Origin of the sequence: Larkinella insperata (assembly GCF_026248825.1) — a bacterium.
GTDB classification, from domain to species: domain Bacteria; phylum Bacteroidota; class Bacteroidia; order Cytophagales; family Spirosomataceae; genus Larkinella; species Larkinella insperata.
In genome coordinates, this window is record NZ_CP110973.1 from 4,481,160 (window position 1) to 4,507,805 (window position 26,646).

General features: G+C 54.3%; 30 protein-coding genes. 17 read left to right on the top strand and 13 right to left on the bottom strand.

Going from position 1 to position 26,646, the window contains the following annotated elements:
- The first annotated feature begins 244 nt into the window (after nucleotides 1-244).
- Nucleotides 245-370: a hypothetical protein gene (locus OQ371_RS18135; RefSeq protein WP_265989620.1), complete on the top strand. Its 126-nt coding sequence runs from the start codon at nucleotides 245-247 to the stop codon at nucleotides 368-370.
- Nucleotides 367-2,088: a sodium:solute symporter family protein gene (locus OQ371_RS18140; RefSeq protein WP_265989621.1), complete on the top strand. Its 1,722-nt coding sequence runs from the start codon at nucleotides 367-369 to the stop codon at nucleotides 2,086-2,088. The genes OQ371_RS18135 and OQ371_RS18140 overlap by 4 nt, the downstream gene beginning before the upstream one ends.
- 62 nt (nucleotides 2,089-2,150) lie before the next feature.
- Here OQ371_RS18140 and OQ371_RS18145 read toward each other — a convergent pair whose 3' ends face one another.
- Entirely contained in the window at nucleotides 2,151-3,062 is a 912-nt protein-coding gene (locus OQ371_RS18145) for a DUF2911 domain-containing protein (RefSeq protein WP_265989623.1), read from the bottom strand.
- A gap of 81 nt (nucleotides 3,063-3,143) precedes the next feature.
- On the opposite strand from OQ371_RS18145, the gene OQ371_RS18150 reads away from it, so the two are divergent.
- From OQ371_RS18150 to OQ371_RS18160, 3 genes are all read left to right on the top strand, one after another.
- A complete protein-coding gene (locus OQ371_RS18150) occupies nucleotides 3,144-3,686 on the top strand; it encodes an NUDIX hydrolase (protein ID WP_265989624.1) in 543 nt (180 codons plus the stop codon).
- An 84-nt stretch (nucleotides 3,687-3,770) separates the two neighbouring features.
- Complete coding sequence (locus OQ371_RS18155; protein WP_265989625.1) at nucleotides 3,771-4,154, top strand: hypothetical protein; 384 nt, start codon at nucleotides 3,771-3,773, stop codon at nucleotides 4,152-4,154.
- 31 nt (nucleotides 4,155-4,185) lie between these two features.
- The gene (locus OQ371_RS18160) at nucleotides 4,186-4,467 is read left to right on the top strand and encodes a hypothetical protein (RefSeq protein ID WP_265989626.1); all 282 of its coding nucleotides are present in this window, start codon (nucleotides 4,186-4,188) and stop codon (nucleotides 4,465-4,467) included.
- Here OQ371_RS18160 and OQ371_RS18165 read toward each other — a convergent pair.
- The 5 genes from OQ371_RS18165 to mnmA all read right to left on the bottom strand — a co-directional run bounded on the left by OQ371_RS18165 (nucleotide 4,464) and on the right by mnmA (nucleotide 9,270).
- A complete protein-coding gene (locus OQ371_RS18165) occupies nucleotides 4,464-4,976 on the bottom strand; it encodes an O-acetyl-ADP-ribose deacetylase (RefSeq protein WP_265989627.1) in 513 nt (170 codons plus the stop codon). The genes OQ371_RS18160 and OQ371_RS18165 overlap by 4 nt on opposite strands.
- A gap of 14 nt (nucleotides 4,977-4,990) precedes the next feature.
- Entirely contained in the window at nucleotides 4,991-6,616 is a 1,626-nt protein-coding gene (locus OQ371_RS18170; protein ID WP_265989628.1) for a S8 family serine peptidase, read from the bottom strand.
- Nucleotides 6,613-7,134: a hypothetical protein gene (locus tag OQ371_RS18175; protein ID WP_265989629.1), complete on the bottom strand. Its 522-nt coding sequence runs from the start codon at nucleotides 7,132-7,134 to the stop codon at nucleotides 6,613-6,615. Before OQ371_RS18175 ends, OQ371_RS18170 begins: the two co-directional genes overlap by 4 nt.
- A gap of 39 nt (nucleotides 7,135-7,173) precedes the next feature.
- Nucleotides 7,174-7,890 (bottom strand): hypothetical protein, encoded by a 717-nt coding sequence (locus tag OQ371_RS18180; RefSeq protein WP_265989631.1) that lies wholly within the window; start codon nucleotides 7,888-7,890, stop codon nucleotides 7,174-7,176.
- 186 nt (nucleotides 7,891-8,076) lie between these two features.
- On the bottom strand, nucleotides 8,077-9,270 hold the full coding sequence (gene mnmA / locus OQ371_RS18185; RefSeq protein ID WP_265989632.1) for a tRNA 2-thiouridine(34) synthase MnmA: 1,194 nt from the start codon (nucleotides 9,268-9,270) through the stop codon (nucleotides 8,077-8,079).
- 373 nt (nucleotides 9,271-9,643) lie between these two features.
- Between mnmA and OQ371_RS18190 the strand changes: the two genes are divergently transcribed.
- The 4 genes from OQ371_RS18190 to OQ371_RS18205 are packed head-to-tail and all read left to right on the top strand — an operon-like array spanning nucleotide 9,644 to nucleotide 12,530.
- Nucleotides 9,644-10,390: a hypothetical protein gene (locus tag OQ371_RS18190; RefSeq protein ID WP_265989634.1), complete on the top strand. Its 747-nt coding sequence runs from the start codon at nucleotides 9,644-9,646 to the stop codon at nucleotides 10,388-10,390.
- Nucleotides 10,387-10,806, top strand: a complete 420-nt coding sequence (locus OQ371_RS18195; protein ID WP_265989636.1) for a DUF2846 domain-containing protein — start codon at nucleotides 10,387-10,389, stop codon at nucleotides 10,804-10,806. The genes OQ371_RS18190 and OQ371_RS18195 overlap by 4 nt, the downstream gene beginning before the upstream one ends.
- A 14-nt stretch (nucleotides 10,807-10,820) precedes the next feature.
- On the top strand, nucleotides 10,821-11,840 hold the full coding sequence (locus OQ371_RS18200; RefSeq protein WP_265994335.1) for a sensor histidine kinase: 1,020 nt from the start codon (nucleotides 10,821-10,823) through the stop codon (nucleotides 11,838-11,840).
- Nucleotides 11,841-11,846: 6 nt separating this feature from the next.
- Nucleotides 11,847-12,530 carry a LytR/AlgR family response regulator transcription factor gene (locus tag OQ371_RS18205; protein ID WP_265989638.1) on the top strand — a complete coding sequence of 228 codons (684 nt, stop codon included), beginning with the start codon at nucleotides 11,847-11,849 and terminating at the stop codon, nucleotides 12,528-12,530.
- An 89-nt stretch (nucleotides 12,531-12,619) separates the two neighbouring features.
- Here the strand turns inward: OQ371_RS18205 and OQ371_RS18210 are convergent, their stop codons facing one another.
- Entirely contained in the window at nucleotides 12,620-12,748 is a 129-nt protein-coding gene (locus tag OQ371_RS18210; protein ID WP_265989640.1) for a hypothetical protein, read from the bottom strand.
- Between OQ371_RS18210 and trpF the strand changes: the two genes are divergently transcribed.
- From trpF to OQ371_RS18230, 4 genes are all read left to right on the top strand, one after another.
- Nucleotides 12,747-13,373, top strand: a complete 627-nt coding sequence (trpF, locus tag OQ371_RS18215; protein ID WP_265989642.1) for a phosphoribosylanthranilate isomerase — start codon at nucleotides 12,747-12,749, stop codon at nucleotides 13,371-13,373. The two genes, OQ371_RS18210 and trpF, sit on opposite strands and share 2 nt — an antisense overlap.
- 143 nt (nucleotides 13,374-13,516) lie before the next feature.
- Nucleotides 13,517-14,041: a PspC domain-containing protein gene (locus OQ371_RS18220; RefSeq protein ID WP_265989644.1), complete on the top strand. Its 525-nt coding sequence runs from the start codon at nucleotides 13,517-13,519 to the stop codon at nucleotides 14,039-14,041.
- A 4-nt stretch (nucleotides 14,042-14,045) separates the two neighbouring features.
- Nucleotides 14,046-15,044 carry a toast rack family protein gene (locus OQ371_RS18225; protein WP_265989645.1) on the top strand — a complete coding sequence of 333 codons (999 nt, stop codon included), beginning with the start codon at nucleotides 14,046-14,048 and terminating at the stop codon, nucleotides 15,042-15,044.
- 227 nt (nucleotides 15,045-15,271) lie between these two features.
- Nucleotides 15,272-15,667, top strand: coding sequence for an immunoglobulin domain-containing protein (locus OQ371_RS18230; RefSeq protein WP_265989646.1), 396 nt, complete (start codon nucleotides 15,272-15,274; stop codon nucleotides 15,665-15,667).
- Nucleotides 15,668-15,856: 189 nt separating this feature from the next.
- On the opposite strand, the gene OQ371_RS18235 is transcribed toward OQ371_RS18230, so the two are convergent.
- Together OQ371_RS18235 and OQ371_RS18240 are read right to left on the bottom strand one after the other, a co-directional pair.
- Nucleotides 15,857-16,360, bottom strand: coding sequence for a hypothetical protein (locus OQ371_RS18235; RefSeq protein WP_265989647.1), 504 nt, complete (start codon nucleotides 16,358-16,360; stop codon nucleotides 15,857-15,859).
- Nucleotides 16,361-16,376: 16 nt separating this feature from the next.
- A complete protein-coding gene (locus tag OQ371_RS18240; RefSeq protein ID WP_265989648.1) occupies nucleotides 16,377-17,525 on the bottom strand; it encodes a glycosyltransferase family protein in 1,149 nt (382 codons plus the stop codon).
- A gap of 186 nt (nucleotides 17,526-17,711) precedes the next feature.
- On the opposite strand from OQ371_RS18240, the gene OQ371_RS18245 reads away from it, so the two are divergent.
- The 4 genes from OQ371_RS18245 (at nucleotide 17,712) to OQ371_RS18260 (ending at nucleotide 23,160) form a co-directional block, all read left to right on the top strand.
- Nucleotides 17,712-19,070, top strand: a complete 1,359-nt coding sequence (locus tag OQ371_RS18245; protein WP_265989650.1) for a GH1 family beta-glucosidase — start codon at nucleotides 17,712-17,714, stop codon at nucleotides 19,068-19,070.
- Nucleotides 19,071-19,330: 260 nt separating this feature from the next.
- Nucleotides 19,331-20,029 carry a DUF4369 domain-containing protein gene (locus OQ371_RS18250; protein ID WP_265989651.1) on the top strand — a complete coding sequence of 233 codons (699 nt, stop codon included), beginning with the start codon at nucleotides 19,331-19,333 and terminating at the stop codon, nucleotides 20,027-20,029.
- 249 nt (nucleotides 20,030-20,278) lie between these two features.
- A complete protein-coding gene (locus OQ371_RS18255; RefSeq protein ID WP_265989652.1) occupies nucleotides 20,279-20,899 on the top strand; it encodes a DUF6436 domain-containing protein in 621 nt (206 codons plus the stop codon).
- 2 nt (nucleotides 20,900-20,901) lie between these two features.
- Nucleotides 20,902-23,160 carry a response regulator gene (locus OQ371_RS18260; protein WP_265989653.1) on the top strand — a complete coding sequence of 753 codons (2,259 nt, stop codon included), beginning with the start codon at nucleotides 20,902-20,904 and terminating at the stop codon, nucleotides 23,158-23,160.
- Here OQ371_RS18260 and OQ371_RS18265 read toward each other — a convergent pair.
- The 4 genes from OQ371_RS18265 to OQ371_RS18280 all read right to left on the bottom strand — a co-directional run bounded on the left by OQ371_RS18265 (nucleotide 23,133) and on the right by OQ371_RS18280 (nucleotide 26,464).
- Nucleotides 23,133-23,486, bottom strand: coding sequence for a hypothetical protein (locus tag OQ371_RS18265; protein ID WP_265989654.1), 354 nt, complete (start codon nucleotides 23,484-23,486; stop codon nucleotides 23,133-23,135). The two genes, OQ371_RS18260 and OQ371_RS18265, sit on opposite strands and share 28 nt — an antisense overlap.
- Before the next feature lie 274 nt (nucleotides 23,487-23,760).
- Complete coding sequence (locus tag OQ371_RS18270) at nucleotides 23,761-23,931, bottom strand: hypothetical protein (RefSeq protein WP_265989655.1); 171 nt, start codon at nucleotides 23,929-23,931, stop codon at nucleotides 23,761-23,763.
- Between the two features lie 83 nt (nucleotides 23,932-24,014).
- The gene (locus OQ371_RS18275) at nucleotides 24,015-24,449 is read right to left on the bottom strand and encodes a hypothetical protein (RefSeq protein ID WP_265989657.1); all 435 of its coding nucleotides are present in this window, start codon (nucleotides 24,447-24,449) and stop codon (nucleotides 24,015-24,017) included.
- A 137-nt stretch (nucleotides 24,450-24,586) separates the two neighbouring features.
- Nucleotides 24,587-26,464, bottom strand: a complete 1,878-nt coding sequence (locus tag OQ371_RS18280; RefSeq protein ID WP_265989659.1) for a heparinase II/III domain-containing protein — start codon at nucleotides 26,462-26,464, stop codon at nucleotides 24,587-24,589.
- Between the last annotated feature and the right edge of the window lie 182 nt (nucleotides 26,465-26,646).

Sequence of the window (26,646 nt, forward strand, 5' to 3'; positions counted from 1 at the left end):
GGAACAGGGCAGATTGGTTTGCCGCTTAAACCGGATCCCGCTCGTTCTCCAACTTTCCCGGGAAAGATACTTCTTTTCGGTTTATCTTGCCCAACTGCGGGAAAGCGGGGTACGAACGAGCGTTAAAATTGCACAATTTGGTAATAATATAGAATCGTTTTTGTCGCCGGGTACCCAATCACATACGAGAGATTTACTATTTTCGTTGCCTAAACACGAGTTCAGATCCAACCACCGTTTCGTTATGCACCAGCCAGACCCTGATTTGCCACCCTTCGTCCGCTCCTGGCGGCAGCTCTACATGCTCGTTATTGGCAGTCTGCTGCTGGAGATCGTCTTGTTTTACGGGTTTATGCGGTATTTTTCATGAGTGGTATCGATTGGCTGATTCTGGCGGGTACGCTGACGCTCATTATCAGTTACGGTGTGATTCGCAGCCGGGGCAACCGCAGCATGGATGACTACTTGCTGGCCGACCAGTCGCTGCCCTGGTACCACGTCTGCCTGTCGGTGATGGCGACGCAGGCCAGTGCGGTTACGTTTCTTTCGGCGCCCGGTCAGGCTTTTACCGACGGGATGCGGTTTGTGCAGTTTTACTTCGGCCTGCCGCTGGCAATGGTGGTGCTGGCCATTACTTTCGTTCCGATTTTTCACAAACTAAAGGTTTTTACGGCCTACGAATACCTTGAATCCCGGTTCGATGCCCGCGTCCGGGTCTTTACGGCCCTGTTGTTTTTACTCCAGCGGAGTTTATCGACGGGGCTTTCCATCTATGCGCCTTCCATCATTTTATCGACCATTCTGGGCTGGAACATCGTCTGGACCAACATCATCATGGGCGGTGTCGTGCTGGTTTATACCGTTTCGGGCGGAGCCAAAGCCATTTCGCACACCCACTTGCAGCAGATGGTCATTGTAACGGCAGCCATGTTTGTGGCCGGATGGATGACGGTGCACCTACTCCCGGCGGATGTGGGGTTTCTGGATGCGCTCCAGGTGGCCGGTAAATCCGGGCGACTCAACACCATCGACCTCGAATTTGATCCCAGCAGCCGTTACAACCTCTGGTCGGGGCTGATCGGCGGTTTTTTTCTGCAATTGTCGTACTTCGGTACCGATCAGTCGCAGGTGGGCCGGTACCTGACCGGGCAGTCGGTGGGGCAGAGTCGGCTGGGGCTGCTGGCAAACGGGATGCTGAAGGTGCCGATGCAGTTTCTGATTCTGCTGATTGGAGCGCTGGTTTTTGTTTTTTACCAGTTTAACCCTTCGCCGGTATTTTTCAATAAAGTTGAAACCGATCAACTGCTGAAAAGCCCGTACGCCGAGCAATACCGTCGGCTGGAAACGGAGCACCAGGCCATTGCCGCCCGACGGCAGCAGGCCGTTCTGACGCTGAATAAGGCGCTTTCCAACGACAATGCGCAGGGCGTGGAGCAAACCCGCATGCTCATCAGCCAGCGCGATCAGGAAGCCAAAGCCGTTAAAAACCAGGTCGTTGATTTAATCAAAAAGAACAATCCCGTCGGCGACACCAGCGACGTAAACTACGTCTTTTTGCGGTTTGTGCTGGATTTCCTGCCGCATGGTCTGATTGGTCTGCTCATTGCCGTCATCTTCAGTGCATCAATGGGGTCAATTGCGGCTGCTTATAACTCGCTGGCTTCCACGACGATTGTGGATATTTATAAACGGCTTTTCTGCAAAAGTTACAGCGATGGGCATTACCTGAAAGCGTCGCGGGTTGCCACGGTCATCTGGGGCTTGTTCTGCATCGTTGTGGCCCAGTTTGCCACCAAGCTCGGCAGCATGATCGAAGCCGTCAACATTCTGGGTTCGCTGTTTTACGGAGTCATACTGGGGATTTTCCTGGTGGCCTTTTATTTTAAAACCATCGGCGGGCGGGCTACATTCTGGGCCGCCGTGCTGACGGAAGCAATCGTTATCTGGTGCTGGTGGGCGGAGGTGACGGCTTTTCTGTGGCTCAACGTCATCGGCTGTGTGCTGCTGATCGGCATTGCCTGGCTGCTGGAAAACGTCATGCCCTCGAAAACCGTACGGCCGACCGAAAGTCTACCGACTTCCCAATAAAAATACAGCCCACGGTTTAAGCCGTGGGCTGGAAAATTCAGAAACGCGGGTCCTGCACCTGTTTAGGCTTTCTTCTTTTTTCCTTTGACGGGTGTTGCCGGCATCATCGCTTGGTAATCGCTAACACCTTTCTGAATACCGTCTTTGTAGAACCGGAAAACCGGGTCGTTTGAAGCCTCGCCCAGCGCCAGCGCCTTTTTAGCCAGCGGCAGAGCCTCGGCAACTTTTCCCATTTTCGACAGAAGCTGCGCCTTGATCCAGACGTTGGCGTAGGTTTCTTTCAGGCCAATCGATTTGTCAATCCAGGATAGCGCCTGATCGAGGTTCCGGTTTTGGAAAAGGTTCCAGTTGGCCGCAGCTTGCAGCACCCCGGCGTCCTCGGGCTTATCGGCAACGGCTTTTTCGATGTTGGCCTGCGCATTAGCCAGAACGTTGACTCTCAGGTTGGCCGTGGCCCGTGTATCGGCCCAGTCCAGGTTGAAATTGGCGGTGCTGTCGGTCAGGTCGCTGAAGCTCAGGCTGAACGTTTCCGTCATTTTGCTCATTTTTTCGGCTTTAATCTGAACCCGAAGGGCATCTTCCTCCTTTTTATAACCATTAGGGATTCCTTCTTCCGCACTCGCCGTTGGGTTTTTGTTGAAGATGAGGGTCCATTCGCCCTGGTTCGGAATTGAAAAAACCGAGTAGGTGCCAGCCGGGAGTTTCTGCCCCTGAACCATAACGTCCGTGGAGGTTTTAAAGTTGGTTGCAGCATTGGCACCCGTCCGCCAGAGCTGCCCGATGGGGGCCAGGGGCGTTTGAGCTCCCAAAGCCGCACGGCCTTTCAGGCTGGGTCGGGAGTAGGTAACCGTGAAGTCGGTGGTGCCCACCGTCTGAATCAGGGTTGCGCCCGGACTAGCCTGCGGTAATTTGATTTGCGCGAAGGTAAGCTGTGCCCCCAGCGTCAGCATGGCCAGAATGGATAATTTCTTCATGACGTAAATTAATTGTATGTCGTAGTATATTGAGGACGAAATTGCAGTTTTTTAAAGTCAAAGCCAACATTCCTTTTCGAAATGCACCGTAAACCGCTATTAAATCTGCTGCTCAACCACCAACCCGCCGATGAAAATGAACAGCGGATGCTGGAACAAACCATCCAGTTCGTCCAGAATCACGCTGATTGTTTTGAACGCCATCTTCAGATCGGGCACGTGACGGGTTCGGCCTGGATTGTCAGCCCGGATCGTCAGAAGGTGGTTTTGCTGCACCACGCCAAACTCGACCGCTGGTTTCAGCCCGGTGGACATGCCGATGGCGACCCGGATGTGCTGGCGGTGGCCCTGCGGGAAGCGGAAGAAGAAACGGGGCTGCTGGATTTGAACGTAATCGGTCCGGGTATTTTCGATGTGGATGTGCACACCATTCCGGCCCGGCAGAATGAGCCCGAACATCTGCATTACGACATCCGGTTTTTGCTGGAAGCCGCCACGGACCATCCCTTCATCCGGACGCGGGAAACAAAAGACGTCCGGTGGGTTGCCTATGGCGAAATTGAAAGTTTAACCTCCGAAAAGTCAATTTTAAGAATGAAAAATAAAGTTATTGCTAAAAACTAAAAACATAGTTATGTTTTTGCTGTTATATTAGCATCGGAAACGGATTGTTTAGTTTTCGCAGTACAACAAAACCACAGGAAAATCATGAAGACGATATTAGGGACCTGCCTGGGTCTGTTAGCGATAGCTTTGGCTATCCCGGCCCTTGCGCAGGATAAACTGAAGAATGATCCGACCTACTCGACGTCTAATTATAAGCATCCTAATAAAGCGGCAGCTGCCCGTCAGTGGGAGCCGGAGAAAGGCATCGAGTTTAAAAGGCGTAAAGCACGGCCGCAAAACATTGCTTCCTACCGCGAACAGCAGCGTCGGGGAGGCATCGGAGACCCGGCCATTGCTGTACCGGCAACCCCCTCCGTGGCCAACCGGAATTACAAGCAGCAAAACCGGATGGTGAACCCGCAGCCGGCCAACAAACCGGAGGTAGCGACCACGCAACCCGAAGCCGACGAAAGTGTGGGCAACTAATAAAAACGATTCAGAAGAGACCACCTCAGCAATGGGGTGGTTTTTTTATGCCCACACTCTCGGCCTGGACAAGCAATTACAGTTGGTTAAACAGTTGAAAAGCCGTTCGGGCTTCAAGAAGAAGAAAAGCATCTACCGGGCTGCCGTTCAGCACGACGAAACGTTTCTGCAGGAAGGGTTTGAAACCCGCCGAAAACACAGTTTCAACGTGGAATGGCTCGCCCGCACGGCGTTGCGCAACTGGTTTGGCCTGATTGGTGTGGCCGCCATCTGTTCGTCGGATGCCGCCAAAATTACCGGTTTTGGCCGTTAAGCCGTTGTGGAAAGCCCCTGCTGGTAGAGCCGGAAGTTTTCGTCGTCAAAGCAAACGAATTGGACCTCATGAACCGAAGTCTCCCGCTGTTGGCCGAATTCCTGAACGGTTTTCAGGGCGATGGCGCAGGCCTGGTCTTTCGGGTACCGGTAAACGCCCGTGCTGATGTTGGGAAATGCCACGGTGATGAGCCCCCGTTCCGTGGCAATTTCCAGCACCCGGCGGTAGCAGCTGGCCAGCAGTTCCGGCTCGCGGCTGTTGCCACCGCGCCAGATCGGCCCAACGGTATGAATGACGTACCGGGCGGGCAATCGGTAGCCCCCGGTGATTTTGGCCTGGCCGGTCGGGCAGCCGTTCAGCATCCGGCATTCGGCCAGCAAGTCCGGACCAGCCGCCCGGTGGATGGCGCCATCGACACCACCTCCGCCCAGCAGGCTCGAATTAGCCGCGTTGACAATGGCATCAACCGCGCATTTTGTGATATCTCCCTGAATAACCGTAAGTTTCATGCGTCCGTGGGCCGTTAGTACTTCATCAGTTTTACCGTCCGCTGGGCACTGGGCGTCGAAAGCGTCAGAAAATACAGGCCGGGGGAAAGGCTGAGGGCCTGCAGGGAAAAATGGCTAGCCTGGTCGGATGCGTACTTCTGCTGCCAGACCACCTGACCCGCCGAATTGGTTACCGTTGCGTTGATGGTTTGGTTCAACGGGATTTCGTTCCACTGTACCGTAAGGCGATCGGCGCTGGTGAATGGATTTGGGTAAACCAGTAACGAATACGACTCAGCGGCAACGGTCAAGGCCCGTTCGAAATTTGGAATGCCGTAACCGAGTTCATTGTCGGGCTGGGTCCACTGGCTGCCCGACTGGCGCAGGCATTCGATAACCTGTTGAGCGGTCAGGCGCGGATTGGCCTGCCAGAAACCCGCTGCCAGAGCCGCCACCAGGGGAGCGGAATAGGACGTACCGTTGCCGGTGGTAATCAACCCCGATGAGGAACCCAGGGCGGTGCCTAAGCCGTAGGCCACCAGATCGGGTTTAATCCGCCCGTCGGCCGTGGGACCAAACGAACTGAAAGGCGCCCGGATGCCCTCGCGGTCGACGGCGCCGATGGACAGGATGGTGGCCACGTCGGCCGGGGCGCCGATGTAGCGCCAGGGGTCGTTGCCTTCGTTCCCCGCCGAAACCACCACCAGCATCCCCACTTCGGCCGCCCAGCGGGCGGCCCGGCTGATGAGTGTTGTTTGCCCGTTCAGATCGTTATAAGAATGGTTTTGCGTGGGATCATCGAAGGTAGTGTAACCCAGCGACGAGTTGATGACATCAACCCCCGAACTGTCGGCGTACTCAGCACCGAGCAGCCAGTTTACCTCCTCAACCGGCGTTTCACTCGTGGCGTCTTCCGTGCGCAGCAGAAGGTAAGAGGCTTTGTGGGCGGGTCCCACCAGCTGGTTTTCCTGATAACCAGCCATGATCGACAGCACGTTCTGCCCGTGGGAATCGTCTTCGAACACGCTCGTTTCTTTCTTCACGAAATCGTACGTACCGACCACGCACTTTTCGCTAAAAAGCTGGCTTAGGAATGGCACCTGATTGGCATTGCGAAAACCGGCATCCAGAACGGCTACCAGCATTCCTTCGCCCCGGTAGCCTTGCGCGTGCATTTTATCGACGCCAAGCTGAAGTAGCTGCTCGCGGGAGTTGCCGTACACTTGCGGGTCGTCTACCTGCCCGCGTTTGTCCCGGCGCCGGTTGGCCGCAAACTGTGCAAATCCGACCCGGGCCCGGCCGATGGAGCGGTTGCTTTCAAGGCCGGCCACAAACGGCAGGGCCCGAATGACCGTCAGATTGGCGTCGGTCGTTTCGACCAGAACGGCATTGGCCCAGCGCGAACTAAACCAGATTTTAGCCCCCGCCTGCTGAAGAGCCGATACATAAGCCGGATTGACCGGCAAATCCTTTTCCTGCACCAGAATGCCCTGTTTTTCCCGGCGGAGAATGGCCCGCTGGGAAAGAAATTGCTCCGGTCGGCTGACCGAGTAGGGCGAGTTGGCCTTGTCTTTCAGCAGAACCAGGTACTTGCGGTTCTGGGCCTGCGCCGACCAGCCTCCGGCTCCAAGCAGAAGCAGGAAAAGCAAAAGGTGTTTCATAAAGAATTGGTTTCCAGTGTGCCTGATAAGTATTTAGACTCATCGTAAACGGTTACGCCGAGTAATTTCCAATGGATTGTTCCTGATACTCCATACGCTATCGCGTGGTCTTTCGTTGCTTTCACGGAAACCAGTCGGGGTTCCCAGATATAGCCGCTAATTAAACCCGATAGATAAGTGTTGGCCGATATCACAACGGCTTGACCAGACGTGGAATCGGTGCCGGTTTCTACCATCAACTCTATCCTGTTGACCCAATTTTCGTCAAGCGTGCTGCGGCCAACCCGGTGGGGGGCGGGTAGTAGATTGCTGCCCGCATCAACGCCGAATGTCTTCGTCTGCTTGTTTTCCCGAACGTTGCTAACGCGGCTTGAACTGGCAGAAAGCAGTCCGACAACGAAAATAACGGCGGCAAAGAGGCCCATTTTTTCCCGGATCAGCTTGGTCGCCCGGAAGCAGATTACCAGAAAGAAAATAATAAGACCGATGTTCAGTAAAGTCCAGAAGAGGGGTAGCATCAGGTTGAGGGTAGTGTGTCTCCAAATCTACGCATCCTTTTACAATTTCCCGTATGAACGGAGCCACATATAATACCGGATGCCGTAATCAATCTGGGCCTTGCCGACACAGACCGGAGTTGACGAACAGAACTGCAACTGTACTTTTTCCCGGTAAATCAGCCCCACGTTCCGGGCGTATACTTCCAGGCGTTTGTCCTGATTAACCAGCGTGGAATCATTTTGTTGGATGACCGTGGCCGTTTCGGGAAACGTCTGATTCAGAACGCTGAACGGCTGGCCGGTATTGCGAAGCTGGTAGGTATCTTCCCCCAGCGTGTTGTAGGCATTGCCGTTCCACTGCAGCTGATCGGTCGGCGGAAAAAGGAGCTTGACGTAAGCCACATTGTTTTCCGTGCGGATGAGTTGATCGTCGGCAATCCGGACGCTGCTCACCGAGTCGGGTTGCCAGGGCTCCTGCTCGTTTGCCCGGCGGTAGCGTTCGATGCGAAAGGCGCTGCCGTTGGCCAGATCGATGGGCGAATCGGTCGTTATTTCGCGCAACTGGTAAGTCTGGGTCACCGGAGGTCCGTTGAGCGCAAAGCGTTGTTCCGTTACGTCGTACACGCGGAAAGAACCCGTCTCCAGCGAAACGTATTCGTAGCCGGGCGTGTGCGGTTCTGTGCTGGTTTGGCAGGCATACAGCCAAATAGATGTTAGAGCAAGCAACAATGCAGAGCGAAAATGAAAAATGGAGTGGCGTTTGGAATAGGACATGGATGTTGGCGTTAGAAAACGAAAATAAACAGTTTGGGCCAACGGAACAAACCGGGCTTTCCGAGCCGGGTGGCTTTTAAACTGTTGCGTCAATAATTTTGCCGATTGCCCAATTCCGACACCTGGATAGTAAAAAAGCCGTTCCAGCTTCGGGACGGCTTTTTTACTATTAGGAAACGCCGGTTATCAGGCCGTATGACCAAGGGCGGGCATGGCGAACGGTGTCGTTTCGTCCCCCCGTCCCGATTGGCGGAAGCTTTTCATGATCCAGCCACCCCCGATGACATCATCGCCTTCGTAGAAAACGGCGGCCTGTCCGGGAGCGATGGCCGAAACGCCCTGTTCGAAGAGAACCTTGATGCGGTCATCGGCTTCCTGCGTAATCAGCGCCGGTGTGCCCGGATCTTTGTAGCGAACTTTGGTAACGGTTTCCAGCGGTTTTTCGAGCGCGGCATATTTTTGAAGGTTCAACCGGCTGACAATCATACCGTCGCGGTACAGGTCTTTATCAATGCCCAGCACTACTTCGTTGGACTCCTTCCGGATGTCGGTAACAAAAACCGGGAAGCCCAGGGCAATGCCCAGCCCTTTCCGCTGGCCGATGGTGTAAAAAGGGTATCCTTCGTGCTTGCCAACCACTTTCCGGGTGCCGGTTTCGGCATCTTCCAGGATAAAATTGCCCCCCGCAACCGACTGTTCCAGCCCCGGAACGCGCCGTTTCAGGAAGCCCCGGTAATCGTTGTCGGGCACGAAGCAGATTTCGTAGGATTCTGATTTGGTAACCAGTTCAATAAACCCGCGGTCTTTGGCCATTTCGCGGATTTCCGATTTCCGCAGGTGTCCCAGCGGTAATTTGGTCCGGCTCAGGCTTTCCTGCGAAACGCCCCACAGAACGTAGGATTGATCTTTCAGGTTGTCGATACCGCGTGAAATAACAAAGCGACCGTTGGCGGTACTTTCATCGTTGACCTGCCGGATGTTGGCGTAGTGACCCGTTGCGATGAATTCGCAATCCAGCCGGTCGGCCCGGCGTAGCAGCGCATCCCATTTGATGTGGGTGTTGCAGAGCACACAGGGGTTCGGCGTCCGGCCTTCCAGGTATTCGCCCGTGAAATGGTCGATCACCGCATCCCCGAATTCGGAGCGGATGTCCAGGATGTAGTGCGGAAAGCCGAGGTTGACGGCGATGTTTCGGGCGTCGTTGATGGAGTCGAGGCTGCAGCAGCCGGTTTCTTTTTTGGTACCGCCCGACGAGGCATAATCCCAGGTTTTCATGGTCATGCCGATTACTTCGTAGCCTTGTTCGTGCAGCAGCACTGCCGCCAGGGAGGAATCGATGCCGCCACTCATGGCGACCAAAATACGTCCGTGTTTGCTCATGGTTTATCTAACAAGGTTCAAAGCCTTGCGATACGTGAATGTGTAAAAATGATTGGTAAAGCGTTCAAAGTCATTCTGGTGAACCCCTGGTAAGCAGCGGCAACGGCTCTTGCGCTGCTTACTTTTATTGGGCTAAACCGGCTTTCTGAGTGCAAAGATACTTTTTAACAAACTTTTCCCGAAATCCATTCCGCAATTGGTACTTGTTTCGAAACACCCGCCCGGGCGGGTGCGGCCTGTTTGAAAAGCTGCGGAGAGATCACAAAGTTATGGGGTTTCCCCACAAACTTTACGCGGGTGGTCCCAGGTGCTTGGCGAACCGGAGGAGTCGTGTTTGTTTTGGCGCATCAACGCTTGTTAAAACAGCTCCGCCATGAACCGCTTCCTGATTCTTATGCTTCTGACCACCTCGAGCGTGATGGCGCAATCCGTCGATTCGACGACAACGCCGACGATCCCGCCCAAAAGCAGTTACAAGTTTGGCTGGAGCGCGGAAATCGGAATCACTTACGCGATCACGAGCCTGCCAAACGTCCGATCATTCTTTGAAAGCAATCGTATTAAATCGCAGGGGAGCCTCGAGCCGTTTATCCACTTTGGGGTCAGCGCCCGGTATCAGCGACTCAAACTGACGGCGCAGGTTGGGATCAATTACAGCCATTTGAATGTGCCCCGTGATGAGGATTCTGTGGTGGCCCGGCTGGTCAAAGCTGGCTATACGGGGCTGTTAATCGGTTTCGACGTGGTCAATGGGCGGAATCGGCGCTTGTACATCAATGCGGGTGTGGGCGGTATCGGATACGAATACAGTGTGTACCGCCGAACTCGTCAGGCAGTTGCCGCTCAGAGCTTGCCGCAGTATAGTCAGCCGGGAAATGTTCCTTCTCTATTTCTGAACAACGGATATTGGGATGTTAATCTTGACTATGTACTCCGCGAGAAGCGCCCGCTAAGCTTTCTAACGGCTGTGCGGATCGGCTACCGGCGGGCTCTGCAACGCGAAGTCTGGCAGTCCGATGCTTTTCAACTCATCGGTGGCCCTTCTGATCGCATCAGCCAGTTTTATTTCCAGACCGTATTCGGCTTTTCAACCAATTATTTGAAAAATAGCCAGCGATGATGACGCTCCTGTTGATCGGTTTTTTGGGATGGCTGGGCGGGTCAGCCGACGAACGCGGGCAACCCCGGAGCGGCCAGGCCCGGCTGATTATCTACCGGCAACGCGAGTTTGGGGGGAATAACTATGGCATCAGGCTGAACGACCGAAAACTCGGTACGCTCTCGACCAATCGCTTTCTTCAGGTAGACCTCCCGCCGGGCCGCGTGAAGATTGAATCTGTGAAAGATTATTTCTCGGAAAATCAGCAACTGTTGCTCAACTTGCAGCCCGGGCAGACGTATTACGTTAAAGCCGTGGAAGATATTGATTTTTTGACCCGGACGCTGCTCATGGCACCCATGAAGCCGGAGCAGGCCGAACGCGAACTACGCAACCTCAAACCAGCCAAGTCTAATTGGCCTGATTCAAACCCTTAACGTGTAGTTTGGCAATGCCGTCGCGCCCGAAGCCCTATTCGATCCTGCTTTTCACCGTTGTTGCTGGCGGTCTGCTCAGCTATTGGGGAGGGTTGCTGTACAAGGGCGTATGGCAGCAAACCGATGAACTCCGGCCGAATGTGGGCGGACTGGCCCGGTATCTGCTGGGAATTCTGTTGCTGCTGGGGATCATCTGGGGCATTGCCCACCTTAGTTACCGGCTGGCGTTCCGGCGGTGGCTGACTCGCCGGGAGACGCGGTTTTATTACGGGATCTGGCTGTGCGTGTTGGCGGATCTGCTGTTCGAACTGCTGCAACTACGGACGGATCGGGAACCCGAATTTGTGGATGAAAACCTGCTGGTTACGGGAGTTCTGCTGGCGTTTGTTCTTGCTTACGGCTACGTAGCTGACGCGCTCCGGACCCGCCGGGAACAAATCGAACTGGTGCAGCAAAAAACCGAAGCCGAGCTGACCGCCCTGAAAGCGCAGATTAACCCTCATTTTCTGTTCAATGCCCTCAATACCATCTACAACGAAGCACAGCGGGTTGATAACGAGAACGTGGCTGACATGATCCAGCAGTTGTCGGGCATCATGCGTTTTACGCTGCAGGAATCCAAACAACCGCTCACCTCGATCGATAAGGAACTGCAGTTTCTGGAAAAGTACCTGGCGCTGCAACGGGCCCGGTTGCCCGAAAGTTCTTATTTTCGCCTGTCAGCGCAACTGGACTGGGATGGCCAGCCGGCCCAGATTCCGCCGTTATTGCTGGTTCCGTTTGTCGAAAATGCGTTTCAGTACGGTATCAGTCTGACCCAATCGTCGTACATTGAGCTGGAGATCACCATCGAAAACCGCGTAATGCGAATGCAAATCGTCAACAGCCGGACCCGGGCCAGCACCCGACACGGCACGGGTACGGGCATTACCAACGCCCGGCAGCGACTGGCCCTGATGTATCCCAACCGGCACGAGCTGCGCATCAGCCAGACGGCCAGTTCATTCCGGGTCGAGCTGACCATTAATCTGTAAGGAGCTATGCTTGAAGCGATTGCCATCGACGACGAACCCGCGGCCCTGGAGGTAATCCAGCGTTACGCGGCAAAAGTGCCGTTTCTGAACCTCTCACAAGGCTTCCTGAACACCACCGAAGCGCTGTCGGCTCTGCACACGCAGCGGGTCGACCTGTTGTTTCTGGATATTCAGATGCCCGACGTGCTCGGAACCGATTTTGCCCGGCTGATTTTGCCCTTCCACAAAGCGGTTATTTTCACCACGGCTTATGCCGATTACGCCGTTGAGGGGTTTACCCTGCAGGCACTCGACTACCTGTTGAAACCCATTGAATTCGGGCGGTTTTTACAGGCCTGCAACCGGGCCTATGCGCAATTGAAACCACAGGGCGAAAATTCGTCCAGCATTTTTGTGAAAGATGGGTACGACTGGATTCGCATTCATCTGGATGAAGTGCTGTACATTCAATCGGACACCAACCTGCTCTTTATTCATGAGCAAAACCGGCAGGTTTGTACCCGCATGACCATCGCCGACATGCTCGCGACCCTGCCCGCCGATCGGTTTATCCGCGTTCATAAATCCTACATCGTGGCTCTGAAAGCCATCCGCCGGATCGAACGGCATCAGCTTACGGTGGGCAACGTTACCATCCCGTTGGCGGGGAGCTACCGCGACGTGGTCGGGCAACGGCTCCTGCGGAAATAGGGTGGGGCCAAGTGCATCCGTGAGGGTGAAAAGCCGTCTTCTCGGGAAGAATATTTTACCGGTAGCTGGTTTCCATTTATAAACCCGGTTTACATTTGCTGAACCAGTTGCTGATCGCTGGTTTGCCGCTTGACGCTGTGCCGCAACTTGATCAGATGCACTCGGATGGGGCAGCCACCGTCAAACGGCAAACCGGAAATCGTAAATCGAAATTTCATGGCTTTAAAAACAATCGTTAAAATCAGTAATGTAACCAACCTGAGCGATGCCCGCTATTGCGCTGGCATGGGTGTCGACCTGTTGGGTTTTTCAATGGACGAAAGTTCCGAACAGTATGTGGCCCCCGAAACCTTCAAGGAAATTCGTTCGTGGGTGGCGGGTCTGCACATTGTCGGGGAAACAACCTCCATAGACCCGCTGGAAATCGAGCGGCTGCTGGAACTGTACCAGCCGGATGTGCTGCAAATTGAGGAGCCCGCCCTGCTACCTTACCTGTCGACCTTCGACAGTCGGCTGATTCTGAAAGCGGATCTTGCCCTGCTCACCCTCGATCAGCTCGAAACCTACTTCTCGGCTATCCAAACCGATCAGGTCGATTATTTCCTGCTCGAAAGCAAAGGCAATTTCCATCTCGACGACGATCTGAAGGCCATCCTTCAGCGGCTGGCGACCCACTATCCCATTCTGCTCGGTACCGGTTTTACAGCGGAGTCCGTCCACGACCTTCTGACCGAGCTTCCCATCCAGGGCATTGCCCTCACCGGCGGGGACGAAGACCGGCCCGGCTCCCGCGATTTTGGCGAACTGATGGACATTCTGGAAGCCTTGGAAACTGACGATTAAATTATTAGGTTAAACCCGGTAGTATGTATTACCTATTATCCGGTTTAGCGTACTTCCATCCGGACCCGCGTCCACTCTTCCCTTCTTTCTTTTAAGCTACCGAAAACGGCTCTAGGTTTACAGCGTGTTCAACAAATACGATCATGACCAAACGCTTAGAACGTTATCGCGACGAGGCCATGCTGGGCGGGGTAGCCGCCGGTCTGGCCCATTATTTCAATATTGACCGGACGCTGATCCGGGTGCTGTTTGTAGCCGGTTTTTTCCTGCCGCACGTGCCGTCCCTGATAATTTATGCTATCTTGTGGATCGTGCTACCGGAACGGGTCGCCGGCTACTACACGGCTTATCAGTCCGAACCTTCAACTAATGTGTACACAACTATGAATACAAATGAACGCAATGGTAACGTCGTGGGGGGAGCCATTCTGGTGGGAATCGGTTTTCTCTTTCTGCTCGACCGCTGGTTTGACATCAATTTTGGCGATATGTGGCCGCTGATCCTGATCGGTATTGGTGCGTGGCTGATCGCCAAAGACCGCAACCGGAACAACGACAACGATGTGCCCCCTCCGCCAAACCGCTACACCAGCGGCAATGACCCCTATAACCCGGGGCCCGGCACCACGGATCCTTATTCGACGAATCCACCGCAAAACCCCCTCTAACCACATGAACCGAACAGGCTTATTCTGGGGAATCGCGCTGATTACGCTGGGCGTGGTATTTCTGGCTCACAATTACAATTGGTTTGAGATAGACTGGAGCTTCTTCTCCAACTTCTGGCCGGTGCTGATCATCCTGGCGGGTTTAAACCTGATCTTTGCGCGCCGGAATTCGGGAGCCGCCGTTGTAACGACGGTCCTGTTGGCGGTATCCGTGCCGCTGGCGATAGTCGGAGCCTTCCACGGGGATCGCTGGGATAACGATCGCAACGGTTTTCATTACAATTACGACGAAGAGAGCGACGAGGAAACGGATGAGCGGCAGGAACGCGCGCAAGAAGACAACGATGGTGAGGAGAACGACCGGCCTAAAGTACAAACCAGCCACATTGCCGAACCGATGGACCCCACGATTACGCAGGCCACCCTGAAGTTTGAAAGCGGAGCCGGACGGTTTTACATCGGTTCTTTGTCGGATAGCCTTGTGGAAGCCGATACCCGCATGAGCGTCAGCAAGTACAGTGTTTCGGTGAGCCGAAATTCTGAAAGCAACTCGGCGGATGTGCACGTAAAGCTGGACGACGACAACATCGACCTGAAATCCGGCGAACTGATTAATCAGGTGGATTTACGGCTGAACCAAAAACCGTCGTGGTCGTTTGATTTTGGCATCGGTGCCGGGCAGGCCAACTTTGATTTGAGCGCCTACACTGTCCGGTCGGTGAAGCTGGAAGCCGGTGCCGCCGATCTGGACCTCAAACTGGGCGATCGGGCACCACTTTCTGACGTGAAAATCGAGTCAGGAGTAGCCTCCGTTACGATCAGAATTCCGAAGACGACGGGTTGTCAGGTGGAAACCAAAGGCGCTCTGAATATTAAAAAGCTGGACGGTTTCGTTGAAATCGGCGGGGGCATTTACCAAACGCCCGGATACGCAGCCAGCCCCAAAAAGATCAACGTTGACTACGAAGGCGGGGTGTCACGCTTTGCCATCGAACGGTATTGAAACCCTATTACAGAACAAAAAAGGCCGCCCGGAATTCCGGGCGGCCTTTTTAATATCCTGAAACTGGAGTGGGTGGGCATCGGTAAACCGCTTGCCGCTCACCCGGTATTTTAACCGTTAAAGTACTATGTATAGCAAGGTACCTTATATTAATGTACATTTAGAATAACAAAAGTAGAGTTCAGCTTAACAGGCGGTTCTTAACAAACGCACAAACAACAAATACCATGAAAACGCTAGTTACTACCACCTTCATTGTGCTGATTTTAGGAATGGTTTCCGTTTGCTTTGCCGATGGTAACGAAGACGTTGTTGAGGGAAAATCATCGTTTCACTCTGCGGTGTATCCGGTAGCCAGCACCATGAAACTAAGTGTAAAGGTCAATAAGGCCCAAAACTGCCAGGTTGATATTCGGCTGCTGAACCAAATGTGGGAGACACTGACGGTGTTGAAACTGGGCAAAGACAACGAATCTTCAACCATTCGGTTTGACCTGAATACCCTGGAAGACGGCCAATACCGGGTTGAAGTGTCGGACGGGATCAGAACCGAAGTCAAAACGGTAACCCTGCAAACCCGCCCCCCCGTTGCAATCGCCTACCGGTCTGTCTGTCTGAATTAAAGACGGTGAATCTTTACAATTTGATAATCCACCCGCGTCGGGATTCGGGTACATTTGAACCACATTTGTCTTCTCTGGTTCATTGGGTAACAAACATGTAGAGAGGCTCGGGCAGCCGCTGTTTCAACGCTTGCAATTACAAATCCGGGCCCTTCGCCGGGATTTATTTTTTGGAGTCTGTAAAATCCGCTATTCCGCCGGAGTTCCGGTGGTTTGGTGATGCAGATACCGAATGTGGGATTGCAGGTCGGCAATTTGTTTAGAAAGAAAACGGGTCGATGCTTTTTGCTGAAGCGATTGCCGGAGCGCCAGGCAGTGGTTCATCAGTTGGTCGTCCGCATCGGTCAGCAACGTTACTTCATGCGCCTGCTGCCGGATTCCCTCGGTCAGGCCCAGCAAAATGGTTTCTGACTGGTCGGTCATAACGGCCATACGCAGCACGGTTACGGATGAGTCGAGCGAAGAAATGGATTGAAGCTGATGCCGTTGCAACTCGGTTGTTGCGGGAGCGACCCGCCGTGGGGTGGTGGATGGAGCCAACTGACAGAAGCGCCAGGCTCCCCAGGCGGTTAATCCCATGAGCAGAAGCAGCCAGAAGACCTGATTGAGCCTTCGGAGCAGCAGAATTCGGAAAGAATGCGTCACGTTGAGTGCTAAAAATTTGGGGGCGTACGGGATGCGCTGGTGTTTCATTCTAATACCTTAACAATCAACCACCAATAAGGTTTTCAGCCGCGCCGGTGGGGTGGGGTTGCCGGGGCGTTTGTTTGTCGGGATTGACCGCCCGGTTCAGGGCCGCCAGAAACAGGTAATAGCCCCGGTGGTACCAGGTTCGGAACCGTTCGCTGGCTTCCGGGTTGTAGTTTGGCACGAAGCTGAGCAGGCGGTCCAGATCAAAGGAATCGGCCGCGACACCCGCACCGGCCCGCTGACCGTCCAGCGCGTTGCAGGCTTGCTCGAAATGGTTGGGCTGCGGAATCATCAACACGGGTTTGCCCAGGTAAAACGCTTCGCAGACGGATTCAAAACCGGCCGTGGTAACCACCGCCCGGCAGTTCTGCATGGCATCCAGAAACCGTTGTCCGTCGATGGCGTGGTAGGTCAGGGTGGCGTCAATCGGTTGTTCAGCGGCTTTTGTGGCCGAATGGAAACACCGCAACGGCAGGTCCGGATGCCGGTGATGCGCGTCGACCAACTGTTCGACCAGCCCCGGATTGGTGGTGTAGGCCAGCAAAAAGTCGCCGTTGGAAGGGGTTCGCTCAATGGCGTCCCGGCGCAGCAGGGGAGGAACCACCCGCAGCCGGCTGCGGGGCACTTCGGCTTGTTCGTCGAACGACAAGGCCAGCAGTTCCCGGGCACCCCAGGCCGTTAGGGTTGAGGTAAACTTAAACAGCAACTGATCGATGACCTGCCCGGCCGGAAAGACAAAATTGGGGTGAAACGCCAGGTATTGGTGGGCGATGCAAATCATGGGCACCGCCGGGCGGTAAAAACCGTAGGTCAGCCCGCCCAGTAACTCGTAAAAATTAACGACCAGGTCCGGTTTGAGCGCGTCGATGGCATCCCGAATCTGACGCAGGCTGCGCCGGTAAGTACGGATGTGCCGGAGGGCTTGCCAGGCGGTTTTTGACGGCTGGAGGGCGTGGGTTTGCGTATGGTAGACCAGCCCGGGACTGAGCAGAGGGGTAACCGGGGCCGGAAACTGATCGGTGAAAAAGGCCGGAGCCGGTCGGTTTCGGGTGACGCCCACCAGCGCTCCCACCACTTCGTGGCCAGCCGATCTGACCAATTCGGCTAACGAAAGCGCCTGGGTCAGATGACCACGGCCTTCTCCCTGTACCAGAAACAAAATGCGCATAAGCGAATTAATGGACGGTTTCAGGTACGAAGCTAGCTTCTGAACATTACATGAATTTTACGGCCAAATGACCAAACCGCTCAAATTCAACGGCTTTTTAAACGTTTCTTAACACTTTCTTAACAATCTCTTTTTTCGGATACCGACGCAAACCCGTTACCTTGCCAGCTCCTATTTTTTCGTCAGTTGCAGTCGTTATCATCATCTTTTTCCCGGCATGATTTTGGGCCGGATTTCGTCTGGGGAACCGCCACGGCGGCCTATCAGGTAGAAGGGGCGCACCAGACCGACGGGCGTGGACCTTCCATCTGGGATACCTTTACACACGACCGGCGCTGGGGGCGTTTTCGGGATCACGGCGATGTGGCCTGCGAGTTTTACCACCGCTACGAATCCGACCTGGCCTTAATGAAAAGTATGGGTTTCAAAGCGTTCCGGTTTTCGCTGTCGTGGTCCCGGATTATGCCGGACGGTACGGGGCGGGTCAACGAAGCGGGGCTGGCGTTTTACGACCGGCTGATTGACACCTGTCTGCGGCTGGGCATCGAGCCCTGGGTGACGCTTTACCACTGGGATTTGCCGCAGGCGCTCGAAGCCAAGGGCGGCTGGACCAACCGGACCGTTCTCCGCTGGTTTTCCGAGTATGTTGAGTGCTGCACCAAAGCCTTTGGGCATAAGGTGAAAAACTGGATGGTGCTGAACGAGCCGCTGGTGTTTACGGCAGCCGGTTATTTTGCCGGGATTCACGCGCCGGGCCGCCGGGGTTTGTGGAATTTTCTGCCGGCGGTTCACCACGTCGTGATCTGCCAGGGCGAAGGGGGGCGAATCATTCGCCGGAATGTTCCCAACGCCCGCATTGGTACCACTCTTTTCTGCGCCCCGGTAGAACCCTACACGCCCAACATCCGGGATGTGCGAACCGCCGACCGGATCAACGCCCTGGGCAACCGGCTTTTCATCGAACCCAGCCTTGGCCTGGGCTACCCGGTGCAGGACGCCCCGTTGCTGAAGCAAATCCTGACCAAGTACGCCAAACTGGGGGACTTGCAGCGGGCGGTTTTTGATTTCGATTTCATCGGGTTGCAAAATTACTTCCGGCTGGTGGTGCGCCACGACTGGTTTACTCCTTACGTCTGGGCGCGGGAAGTAAAGCCCCGGCAGCGACGCGTATCCGAAGTTACGGCGATGGACTGGGAGGTGTATCCGGAAGGAATTTATCAGATCATCCGGCAGTTTGCTCAGTACGAAAAGGTGAAGGAAATCATCATTACCGAAAACGGAGCGGCTTTTCCGGATCGGCTCGTCAACGGCCAGGTGGACGATCCGCAGCGGGTAACATTCTACCAGAATTACCTCCGCCAGGTTTTGCGGGCCAAACAGGAAGGACTGAAGATCGGGGGGTACTTTGCCTGGTCACTGATGGATAATTTCGAATGGGCGGAAGGCTACCGACCCCGTTTTGGGCTCATCTACGTCGATTACCCCACGCAGCAGCGCATCATCAAACAATCGGGACATTGGTTTCGGCAATTCCTCACTAGTTGACAAATTGTTGCCGGTTTAAGGGGCCAGCTCCTTCCGTTAAGGTACTTTTTGCGAAAATTTGAAAAATAGTTTGGGGAAAACGGTGATTTCTGGTGCTCACCTGTCTCTATAGTTGTGAAGGCAGTAGCCTCTCATCATAGGTTGGTTGAGCACAGGCTCCGGCGCTTGCCGGAGTTTTGTGTTTTTAAGGGGCCGTTCGAAATGTAATGAAAACCCGCTGCGGTCGTCTATGCCTGAAAGCAAACTTACTCCCTGGACTCATGAAAATAGCGCAGTTGTTAACGGTTTTGGTTTTTGTCTTAACAGTCGCAGCAGGTCTGGCACAGCCACTGACGGGCTATCAGATCAACGGGCACGTTCGGGGCTTGTCCGACCAAGCGAAAATTTACCTGATCGACGGTGGAAAGGGTAAGGTCCTGGATTCGGCGGTGGTACGGCACGAACGGTTTGCCTTTAGCGGGACTGTGCCGGAGCCGGTTTTTGTTTATCTGTATGCTGGAAAAGGCCCTGTAAGCCTGAAACTGACCGATATTCTCTTGGACAACCGGACGCTGGCGGTGGAGGCACCGAAACCCGTGTACGATAGTGTGGTGGTCAGCGGCTCGGACATTGACCGGCTTTGGAAGGAATGGTGGCGCAAAGATCAGCAAATTGGTTACCAGCGCATCCGAATCAAAAAGGTGTATGAGACCTTACTGGCGAAAAACGATACCGCTAACGCCCGCCCGTTGAAGCAAATCGTGGACGAGATGACCGCCCATCGGATTGATTTACTGAAAACGTACGTAAAACAGTATCATACTTCCGCCGTTGGGGCCGTGCTGCCGACCCTCTGCGCCCTGGGCAAGTACCTGACCCGGGCCGACTACCTGGAAATGTACCAGATGCTATCCGTAAACTGGCAACAATCCCGTTTCGGCCGGGAAATTCTGCAAGAAGCCGGGCGGCAAACGCCCTAATCCGCCAGCCTGGGCCCGATCAAAAACGGATCAAAACGCAAGGGATACGGCCTTGCTGGTCGAGACTGAGGGTCAATCGGTTAGACTGTCAGGCAACCGAGTAAAGTAGCTGTAATGAAAACAAGATACATTAAATGTAACCAATGATTGATTAGTTGTAAACATGGCATTGTTATTGCCCTTTCGTGAACCTATGGCTACTCTTGCCGCCTGTCAGCGGTTAATTGAACAAGCGTAGCAAGCACATACATGACGCGAAAAGGTCTGGTATTAATATGGTTGGGGGTGCTGCTGTCAGCGGTACTAGCGTTATTCTGGTACAGCGACTGGATCTACCAGTTGCCGACGCCCGTACCCGAAAATTACAAACCGGTGAAAACCGGAACCGTTATTGCCCTGGAAAACCGACCGGATATACCGCCGACTCAACCGGTTCTCCTGCATTTCTTTAACCCGGACTGTCCCTGTTCGCGGTTTAACAAGCCTCATTTCCTGTCCCTGGTGCGGCAGTTTGGTCAGCAGGTAGCTTTTGTCGTGGTCGTTATGAGTACAAAAAGTTACTCGGTGCGGCAGATCCAGGAAAAAATCGGGTTGGACATACCGGTATTATTCGATGCGTCCCTTGCCACGGCGTGCGGGGTGTACTCGACGCCCCAGGCCGCGCTGCTGGACGCTCACCACCGCTTGTACTACCGGGGAAACTACAACCGCAGCCGCTACTGTACCGACGAAAAGACCAGCTACGCCCGAATTGCGCTGACCGAATTACTGCAGAAAAAAGCCCGGGTGAACCTTGATCCGCTGGCCCTGACGGCCTACGGCTGCGGTGTCACGTATTGCACAAACGACTCTCTACTACCAAAAAAATAAACATGAAGTATCCGTCAGCCGTAGCCGGTAACCTGGCCCGCGACCTTCTTTCTGGCGTTCAGGAGCGATCCGACCGCCTGATGAATTTCTTTTTATCGGGCTATTTTCTGATCGGCCTGGTCTTCGCGGTTTTTTACGACACCTGGCTCATTGCCCTCGGGGTGGGCGGTCTCTCGCTGCTGGCGTATTACTCTGTCAAACGACTCCTGCCCGATTCGGATCTTTACCAGTATGTCTTGAGCGTCGTACTCGGCGTTTTCATGGCCCAATATATCTACCAGATGCACGGGCTTTTTGAAATGCATTTTTTTGCGTTCATTGGCAGCGCCCTGCTGATTACGTATCAGAAATGGAAGTTGCAGATTCCGATGCTGGTGGTCGTGCTGGTGCATCACGCGGTGTTTGGCTATTTGCAGAACGCTGGGTTTGAGGAAATCTATTTCACCCGGCTTGACTATTTTGACCTGTCGACCTTCATTATTCACATTCTGCTGGCGGCCGTCATTTTCTTTATATGCGGGCTGTGGGCCTACATGCTCAACAAATACCACGAGTTGCAATTCCAGCAGACGATGGAAATGGTGGAGTTGCAGAAGGAAGCCCAGCTCTCGCTGGAACGCAAACGCAACGAAGAAAGCCAGAAGAAGGCCAACGAGCAACTCCGGGCGTCTAACCTGGAGCTGGAAAAAGCCCGCCAGGAAGCCGAGCAGGCCAATCAGGCCAAGAGTATTTTCCTGGCCACCATGAGCCACGAGATTCGCACGCCGATGAACGGGGTGATCGGGATGGCAACGCTGTTGCAGGAAACGGAGCTGACCGAAGAGCAGCGGATGTTCACCGAAACCATAACCACCTGCGGAGATACGCTGATCAACGTCATCAACGATATTCTTGATTTCTCAAAAATCGAATCCGGCAACTTGGAGCTGGAAAACGAGGATTTTAACCTGCGGCAGTGTATCGAAGACGTGCTGGATATCTTTGGAACCCGGGCCACCAAACTCGGCCTTGACCTGATTTACGACATTGCGGAAGACGTACCGGTGCAGATCGTGGGCGACCTGTTGCGGTTGCGGCAGGTGCTGACCAACCTGGTTGGCAACGCCATCAAGTTTACCGAACGCGGTGAGGTCTGCGTTCTGGTCAGTCTCGAACCGAATCAGCCGACGGATAAACTCCAGGTCCGGTTTGATGTAAAGGACACAGGTATTGGTATCCCGGCCGATAAAATGAGCCGGCTCTTCAAATCGTTCTCTCAGGTCGACTCGTCAACAACGCGCAAGTACGGCGGTACGGGGCTTGGTCTGGCCATCTCCCAGAAGCTGGTTCGGTTGATGGGCGGAGACATCCACGTCAGCAGCGAACCCGAAAAAGGATCAACCTTTTCGTTTACCATCAGCACCTACCCGGGCACAAAAAAACTGACTCCCTACACCAGCGGTAGCATGGCCGATCTGGAAGGGAAGCGCATCTTGGTGGTGGACGACAACGCCACGAACCTGGCCATCCTGAAACGCCAGTTCGAGTTCTGGAAGTTGCGGCCGGTGCTGGCAACCTGCGGGGAAGATGCCCTGGAACTACTGTCCGGAAATCCCGCAATCGATCTGGTTATTACCGATATGCAGATGCCGGGCATGGATGGCGTAATGTTAGCCGGGCAAATTCGGGAGAAGGTTCCCGGGCTGCCCATCATCCTGCTCAGCTCCATCGGTGAAGAATTAAGGGACGATCAGCGCCAGCTATTTGTGTCGGTGCTGACCAAGCCCATCCGGCAGCATGTCCTGAGCAAGCACCTGCAGGACGCGCTTCAGAAGACCCGGCTGATGCCCCGCGAGTCGGCAGCCCAGAAAAAACTGTCGGTTGAATTCAGTGCAAAATACCCCTTTGTTCTGCTGGTGGCCGAGGATAATCTGATGAACCAGCACGTCATTATGCATATCCTGCGGAAGCTGGGGTATCAGCCTGACATGGTCAATAATGGACAGGAAGCCCTGAAGGCTGTCCTTCAGAAAGAGTACGAACTGATCCTGATGGATATGCAGATGCCGGTTATGGACGGTCTGGAAGCCACCCAGCATATTCGGCAACACCTCGACAAACAGCCGGTCATCGTTGCCCTGACAGCCAACACCATGGAGGGCAACGAGCAGGAATGTCTGGATGCCGGTATGGACGATTTTCTCAGTAAGCCCGTCAAACTGGAAGAACTGATGACGAAGCTGGAGAAGTGGTATCAGCAACCGACCGAAGCGAAGCTGTGAGGGCTTTTTTTCAGGTAAGCCCCCTCTTCGACGATCAGAATTTTTACCAGCGGAACGAGCTGGCCGTTGAGATCCGGTACGTGCTGAATGGGCCGGGATACAATGCCGTTCTGCATTAACCAGTTATCAATGCCGGTGTTTTCCGAATAGTTTTTAATGTACGCGTACCCGTCAGGGCAGGGAGCATCCGTCAGGTTGATGCTGACCCGGCAGTAGGGGAAGTTAAGCGCTTTATCCATGAGTTGAACCGTAAGCCGGCCATTCTTGTAATTCCCCAATTTAACGACTACGTCGGTGCCTTCGTGGGTGTAAATCGCGCTCGTCATGGATGTTCGCTTTTGAGTGAATGAATAGGATTCGTGATAACCTGCTGTTCTGACGGAGCAACTGGAGTCAGAAGAGGGAGCAACCCAGCTCGTTTTTATATTGCTTGTGTATGCAATTATAAATATATTTGTTTATGAAAGCAAGTTTTATGGAATAAATTCTATTCGTTTTTTCAGGACGCACCGCACCCTTTACGGAAGGGATCGATTGGAAGAGGTGGGCGCGCAAAGCAAACGCAGCATTCCCGCTTTGGTTACGCTGCCATTGGCGTCCTTAACTGAATAAAATCGTTAACGCAATCATAACAAACGTGAGGATGACCAGCCAATCCGGGCGGGCGGGTTGGGGGCTTTTTCGCGACGGTTTTCCAGACTGGTTATAGAAAGTGGCAAACCGGGCCGAACGGGTATGAAAAGAGCGAAGAAAAGGCAGTAGGACAGTCATGATTCCTGGGGTTGTTTCACCCCCAAAACTGCACTCCACTCCTTAATCCGATTTAAAGATAGCCTTAGAATTTACTTAGAACACTAAAGTTCGTAGGTCACGGTTTGCCGCAGCACCGGGCCGCCTTCCGGTTTAAACGAAACCAGCAGGAGACCTTTTTTATTGGTTTTGCGGTAGGTTTCGGTCTGGTAAAGGATGCGGCTTGTTTCGAAACCCAGCATCTTTTTCTCAAGCGAACCGGCTCCAAACAGCAGCGGGCGGAAGCTGGCTTCGGTTAAGGCCGTGTCCATCTCGGTCACCGTAAAAACCGTGTCCTGCGGGGAAATTCCCTGGACCTGCACCAGCAGCAGGCCGGTGCCGCTGGTTGGTTTGCCATTCTCGTCCACCAGGGCTACCGAGACAACCAGACCGTCGGTTCCGTCTTTCCGAACGGCCACTTCTTTGAGGGCTTTGGGGGGATTCTCGTTTTTGCATCCGATTGTAAGCAAGACCAGCAGCAGAAATCCGGCAATTTTCATGGGGACGAATTGTTAAGGGATGGTTTATTTTCAATAACTGCCTGGCGGAGAAACAGTTTATGAGAATACGGTTTCCAGCCTGTAGCACCCGTGTTCGGGGCTGGTTCGATGCAGGCCGGAAACCGTACTTTTCAGGATCACCGCGGCCACTTTGCCAGCGGTTCAACGGTTTTCTTATTGATCTTTTCGGCTTTGGGCGGAAGGAGCAGAACCGTCAGGGCGGTTTTGGCCCCGGCCGCAACCGGTACTTCGAAGCCGACGCGAACCGTGCCGGGATTGGGGGCGTCGTATTCGTTGGCGGGTTCGGTCGTCCAGGTTTTCAGAACCACATTGGCCGGTTCGCGCACTTCCAGCACCAGCTTTTTGCCGTCTTTGGTCAGTTCTGCTTTGTTGTTGCCAACGATTTTTACCGTTGCCGGGGTCAGCAGAGTCCAGCGCACGGTGGTTTCGGCGGGTTTGTTTTCGAGCTCATCCCGAACCACCACGTAGCTTTTGTCCACCAGCGCAACACCCCGCACAGCTTTCTGCACGGATTCCGCGTAGAGTTCGGTCAGGTCCGTCACGGCATGCATGAAGTTGGGCGCTTTGGAAACCGCCGTGAGGGGCGCTTTGCCGTTGACTACCTGCAGCGCGTTATTAATCGTCAGGGTGTTATGCACAAAGTTGTTGTACCGAAACACCCGCCAGCGCTGCGAGTCCTGGTTGCGGTTCCACAAATCCACTTTCTTGGATTCGAGCGATTCGTAGTCCTGCATTCCGAAATCCATCGCCCATCGCACCCCGTCGGATTCCATCACAAACGAGCCCACGTCCATGTGGGCGTGACTGGTCGACGGACTTCCGCCTTTCATGCCCACGTACACAGCCGCCGGATCGGTCCAGGACGACCGCATCAGCGCCACCGGCGTTTTGCCTCCGCCGGTCCACATCAACGACGTTGGAGCCGTCATGGCGGTGGTGCTCACTCCGGCGCTCCAGAGCATGGTCGCGGGCAGCAACCGGTTTTTGACCAACCGCTGGGCGTCATCGTTCAGCAGGTGACGGCGTTCTACCCAGAGCAGTGAGGGGTCTCTCTGGCGGGCGGCAAACCAGAACATGGCCGGTTCAAGACCGACCCCGCTCCCGGCATCGGAGTAATTAAATGAAAGGCCGGAGGGGCCGGTCATGTTTTCCAGATACCCCGCGGTTTTCAGAAAACCCGGCCGGGCCGACAAGCCGAAATCCTTGCCGAATGCTTTCTCCAACGCACCAATGAGCATTACGTTGAAGCTTGTGCCGTAACCCCAGTAACTGTAGCCTTCGGGGTAGGCCCCGTCCGGGCTGTATTCGTCCATCGAAATAACCACCGATTCGAGGGCCCGGTTGACGATTTTCTTGCCCAGTTCCGGCTGATCTTCAAAAATGGCCAGGGCCCCGTACACCATACCGGCATTGCAGACCTGATTCCAGTTGTTGGTCGTTTTCAGCCAGCTATTGTACTTCGGGTCGAGCGAGGGTTCAATGCCTTTTTTGAGAATAGCCGCCTTGATGGCCGATCGCGACGATTCGGGTAAACCGTCGTACAGCCAGTCGTAACCCAGCGCCACGGCCATCGTCATTTCGCCCACGTCCAGGAAGTGCGACGGGTTCCAGTCGCTGAAGGCCGAGATCGCCAGCAGTTCCTTTTCCGCCCGGCGGAGGTAATTTTCCTGCCGGGTCATGCGCCAACCGTAGCTGAGAAAAAACAGTCGGCGCAGGCCCTCGCGGGATTTTCCCAGCAGGCGTCGTCCGATCTGAATGCGTTCGATTGGGGCCACGTCCATCAGGGCATCGCATTCGGCCAGGATAACCCCGTGGAGTTTGGCCCACGCTTGATCGGCTTCGATGGTGCGTTTGATGGGGGCCTCTTCGTCCTTGAGCAGCAAAATGCGGGGGTGGTCGGGCAGGGTAACTTGCGCGCCCAGGTGATCGACCTGCGCGGCTGCGGAACTGCCGAGGAAGATCAGGGCAGCGCTGATTTTCAGGAAAGTTTTCATGGTTGGGGTCGGAATAGGTTTCGGTCTTTTTACTCTAAACCGGCTTCGGGCGGATGTCTACCCGTCAAATTGTAACCTAGCCAGAAAAAGTTACTTTTTTCGCCGTTGGTAGTTTTTCAAAGTTTCGTACTTTTCGGGGTAAGTTGGTCTATACATCATCTAAAACCCCGGCGTCTACCGTC

Bases quoted from the DNA above. Each gene is read 5' to 3' on its own strand.
- OQ371_RS18175 (WP_265989629.1), bottom strand. From the start codon at position 7,134: ATGCTACCCCTCTTCTGGACTTTACTGAACATCGGTCTTATTATTTTC.
- OQ371_RS18225 (WP_265989645.1), top strand. From the start codon at position 14,046: ATGAACCGAACAGGCTTATTCTGGGGAATCGCGCTGATTACGCTGGGC.
- OQ371_RS18190 (WP_265989634.1), top strand. From the start codon at position 9,644: ATGAACCGCTTCCTGATTCTTATGCTTCTGACCACCTCGAGCGTGATG.
- OQ371_RS18145 (WP_265989623.1), bottom strand. From the start codon at position 3,062: ATGAAGAAATTATCCATTCTGGCCATGCTGACGCTGGGGGCACAGCTT.
- mnmA (WP_265989632.1), bottom strand. From the start codon at position 9,270: ATGAGCAAACACGGACGTATTTTGGTCGCCATGAGTGGCGGCATCGAT.
- OQ371_RS18230 (WP_265989646.1), top strand. From the start codon at position 15,272: ATGAAAACGCTAGTTACTACCACCTTCATTGTGCTGATTTTAGGAATG.
- OQ371_RS18240 (WP_265989648.1), bottom strand. From the start codon at position 17,525: ATGCGCATTTTGTTTCTGGTACAGGGAGAAGGCCGTGGTCATCTGACC.
- OQ371_RS18280 (WP_265989659.1), bottom strand. From the start codon at position 26,464: ATGAAAACTTTCCTGAAAATCAGCGCTGCCCTGATCTTCCTCGGCAGT.
- OQ371_RS18265 (WP_265989654.1), bottom strand. From the start codon at position 23,486: ATGACGAGCGCGATTTACACCCACGAAGGCACCGACGTAGTCGTTAAA.
- OQ371_RS18200 (WP_265994335.1), top strand. From the start codon at position 10,821: ATGCCGTCGCGCCCGAAGCCCTATTCGATCCTGCTTTTCACCGTTGTT.
- OQ371_RS18180 (WP_265989631.1), bottom strand. From the start codon at position 7,890: ATGTCCTATTCCAAACGCCACTCCATTTTTCATTTTCGCTCTGCATTG.
- OQ371_RS18210 (WP_265989640.1), bottom strand. From the start codon at position 12,748: ATGAAATTTCGATTTACGATTTCCGGTTTGCCGTTTGACGGTGGCTGC.
- OQ371_RS18220 (WP_265989644.1), top strand. From the start codon at position 13,517: ATGACCAAACGCTTAGAACGTTATCGCGACGAGGCCATGCTGGGCGGG.
- OQ371_RS18140 (WP_265989621.1), top strand. From the start codon at position 367: ATGAGTGGTATCGATTGGCTGATTCTGGCGGGTACGCTGACGCTCATT.
- OQ371_RS18150 (WP_265989624.1), top strand. From the start codon at position 3,144: ATGCACCGTAAACCGCTATTAAATCTGCTGCTCAACCACCAACCCGCC.
- OQ371_RS18275 (WP_265989657.1), bottom strand. From the start codon at position 24,449: ATGAAAATTGCCGGATTTCTGCTGCTGGTCTTGCTTACAATCGGATGC.
- OQ371_RS18135 (WP_265989620.1), top strand. From the start codon at position 245: ATGCACCAGCCAGACCCTGATTTGCCACCCTTCGTCCGCTCCTGGCGG.
- OQ371_RS18235 (WP_265989647.1), bottom strand. From the start codon at position 16,360: ATGAAACACCAGCGCATCCCGTACGCCCCCAAATTTTTAGCACTCAAC.
- OQ371_RS18195 (WP_265989636.1), top strand. From the start codon at position 10,387: ATGATGACGCTCCTGTTGATCGGTTTTTTGGGATGGCTGGGCGGGTCA.
- trpF (WP_265989642.1), top strand. From the start codon at position 12,747: ATGGCTTTAAAAACAATCGTTAAAATCAGTAATGTAACCAACCTGAGC.
- OQ371_RS18155 (WP_265989625.1), top strand. From the start codon at position 3,771: ATGAAGACGATATTAGGGACCTGCCTGGGTCTGTTAGCGATAGCTTTG.
- OQ371_RS18170 (WP_265989628.1), bottom strand. From the start codon at position 6,616: ATGAAACACCTTTTGCTTTTCCTGCTTCTGCTTGGAGCCGGAGGCTGG.
- OQ371_RS18260 (WP_265989653.1), top strand. From the start codon at position 20,902: ATGAAGTATCCGTCAGCCGTAGCCGGTAACCTGGCCCGCGACCTTCTT.
- OQ371_RS18270 (WP_265989655.1), bottom strand. From the start codon at position 23,931: ATGACTGTCCTACTGCCTTTTCTTCGCTCTTTTCATACCCGTTCGGCC.
- OQ371_RS18250 (WP_265989651.1), top strand. From the start codon at position 19,331: ATGAAAATAGCGCAGTTGTTAACGGTTTTGGTTTTTGTCTTAACAGTC.
- OQ371_RS18255 (WP_265989652.1), top strand. From the start codon at position 20,279: ATGACGCGAAAAGGTCTGGTATTAATATGGTTGGGGGTGCTGCTGTCA.
- OQ371_RS18160 (WP_265989626.1), top strand. From the start codon at position 4,186: ATGGGGTGGTTTTTTTATGCCCACACTCTCGGCCTGGACAAGCAATTA.
- OQ371_RS18165 (WP_265989627.1), bottom strand. From the start codon at position 4,976: ATGAAACTTACGGTTATTCAGGGAGATATCACAAAATGCGCGGTTGAT.
- OQ371_RS18205 (WP_265989638.1), top strand. From the start codon at position 11,847: ATGCTTGAAGCGATTGCCATCGACGACGAACCCGCGGCCCTGGAGGTA.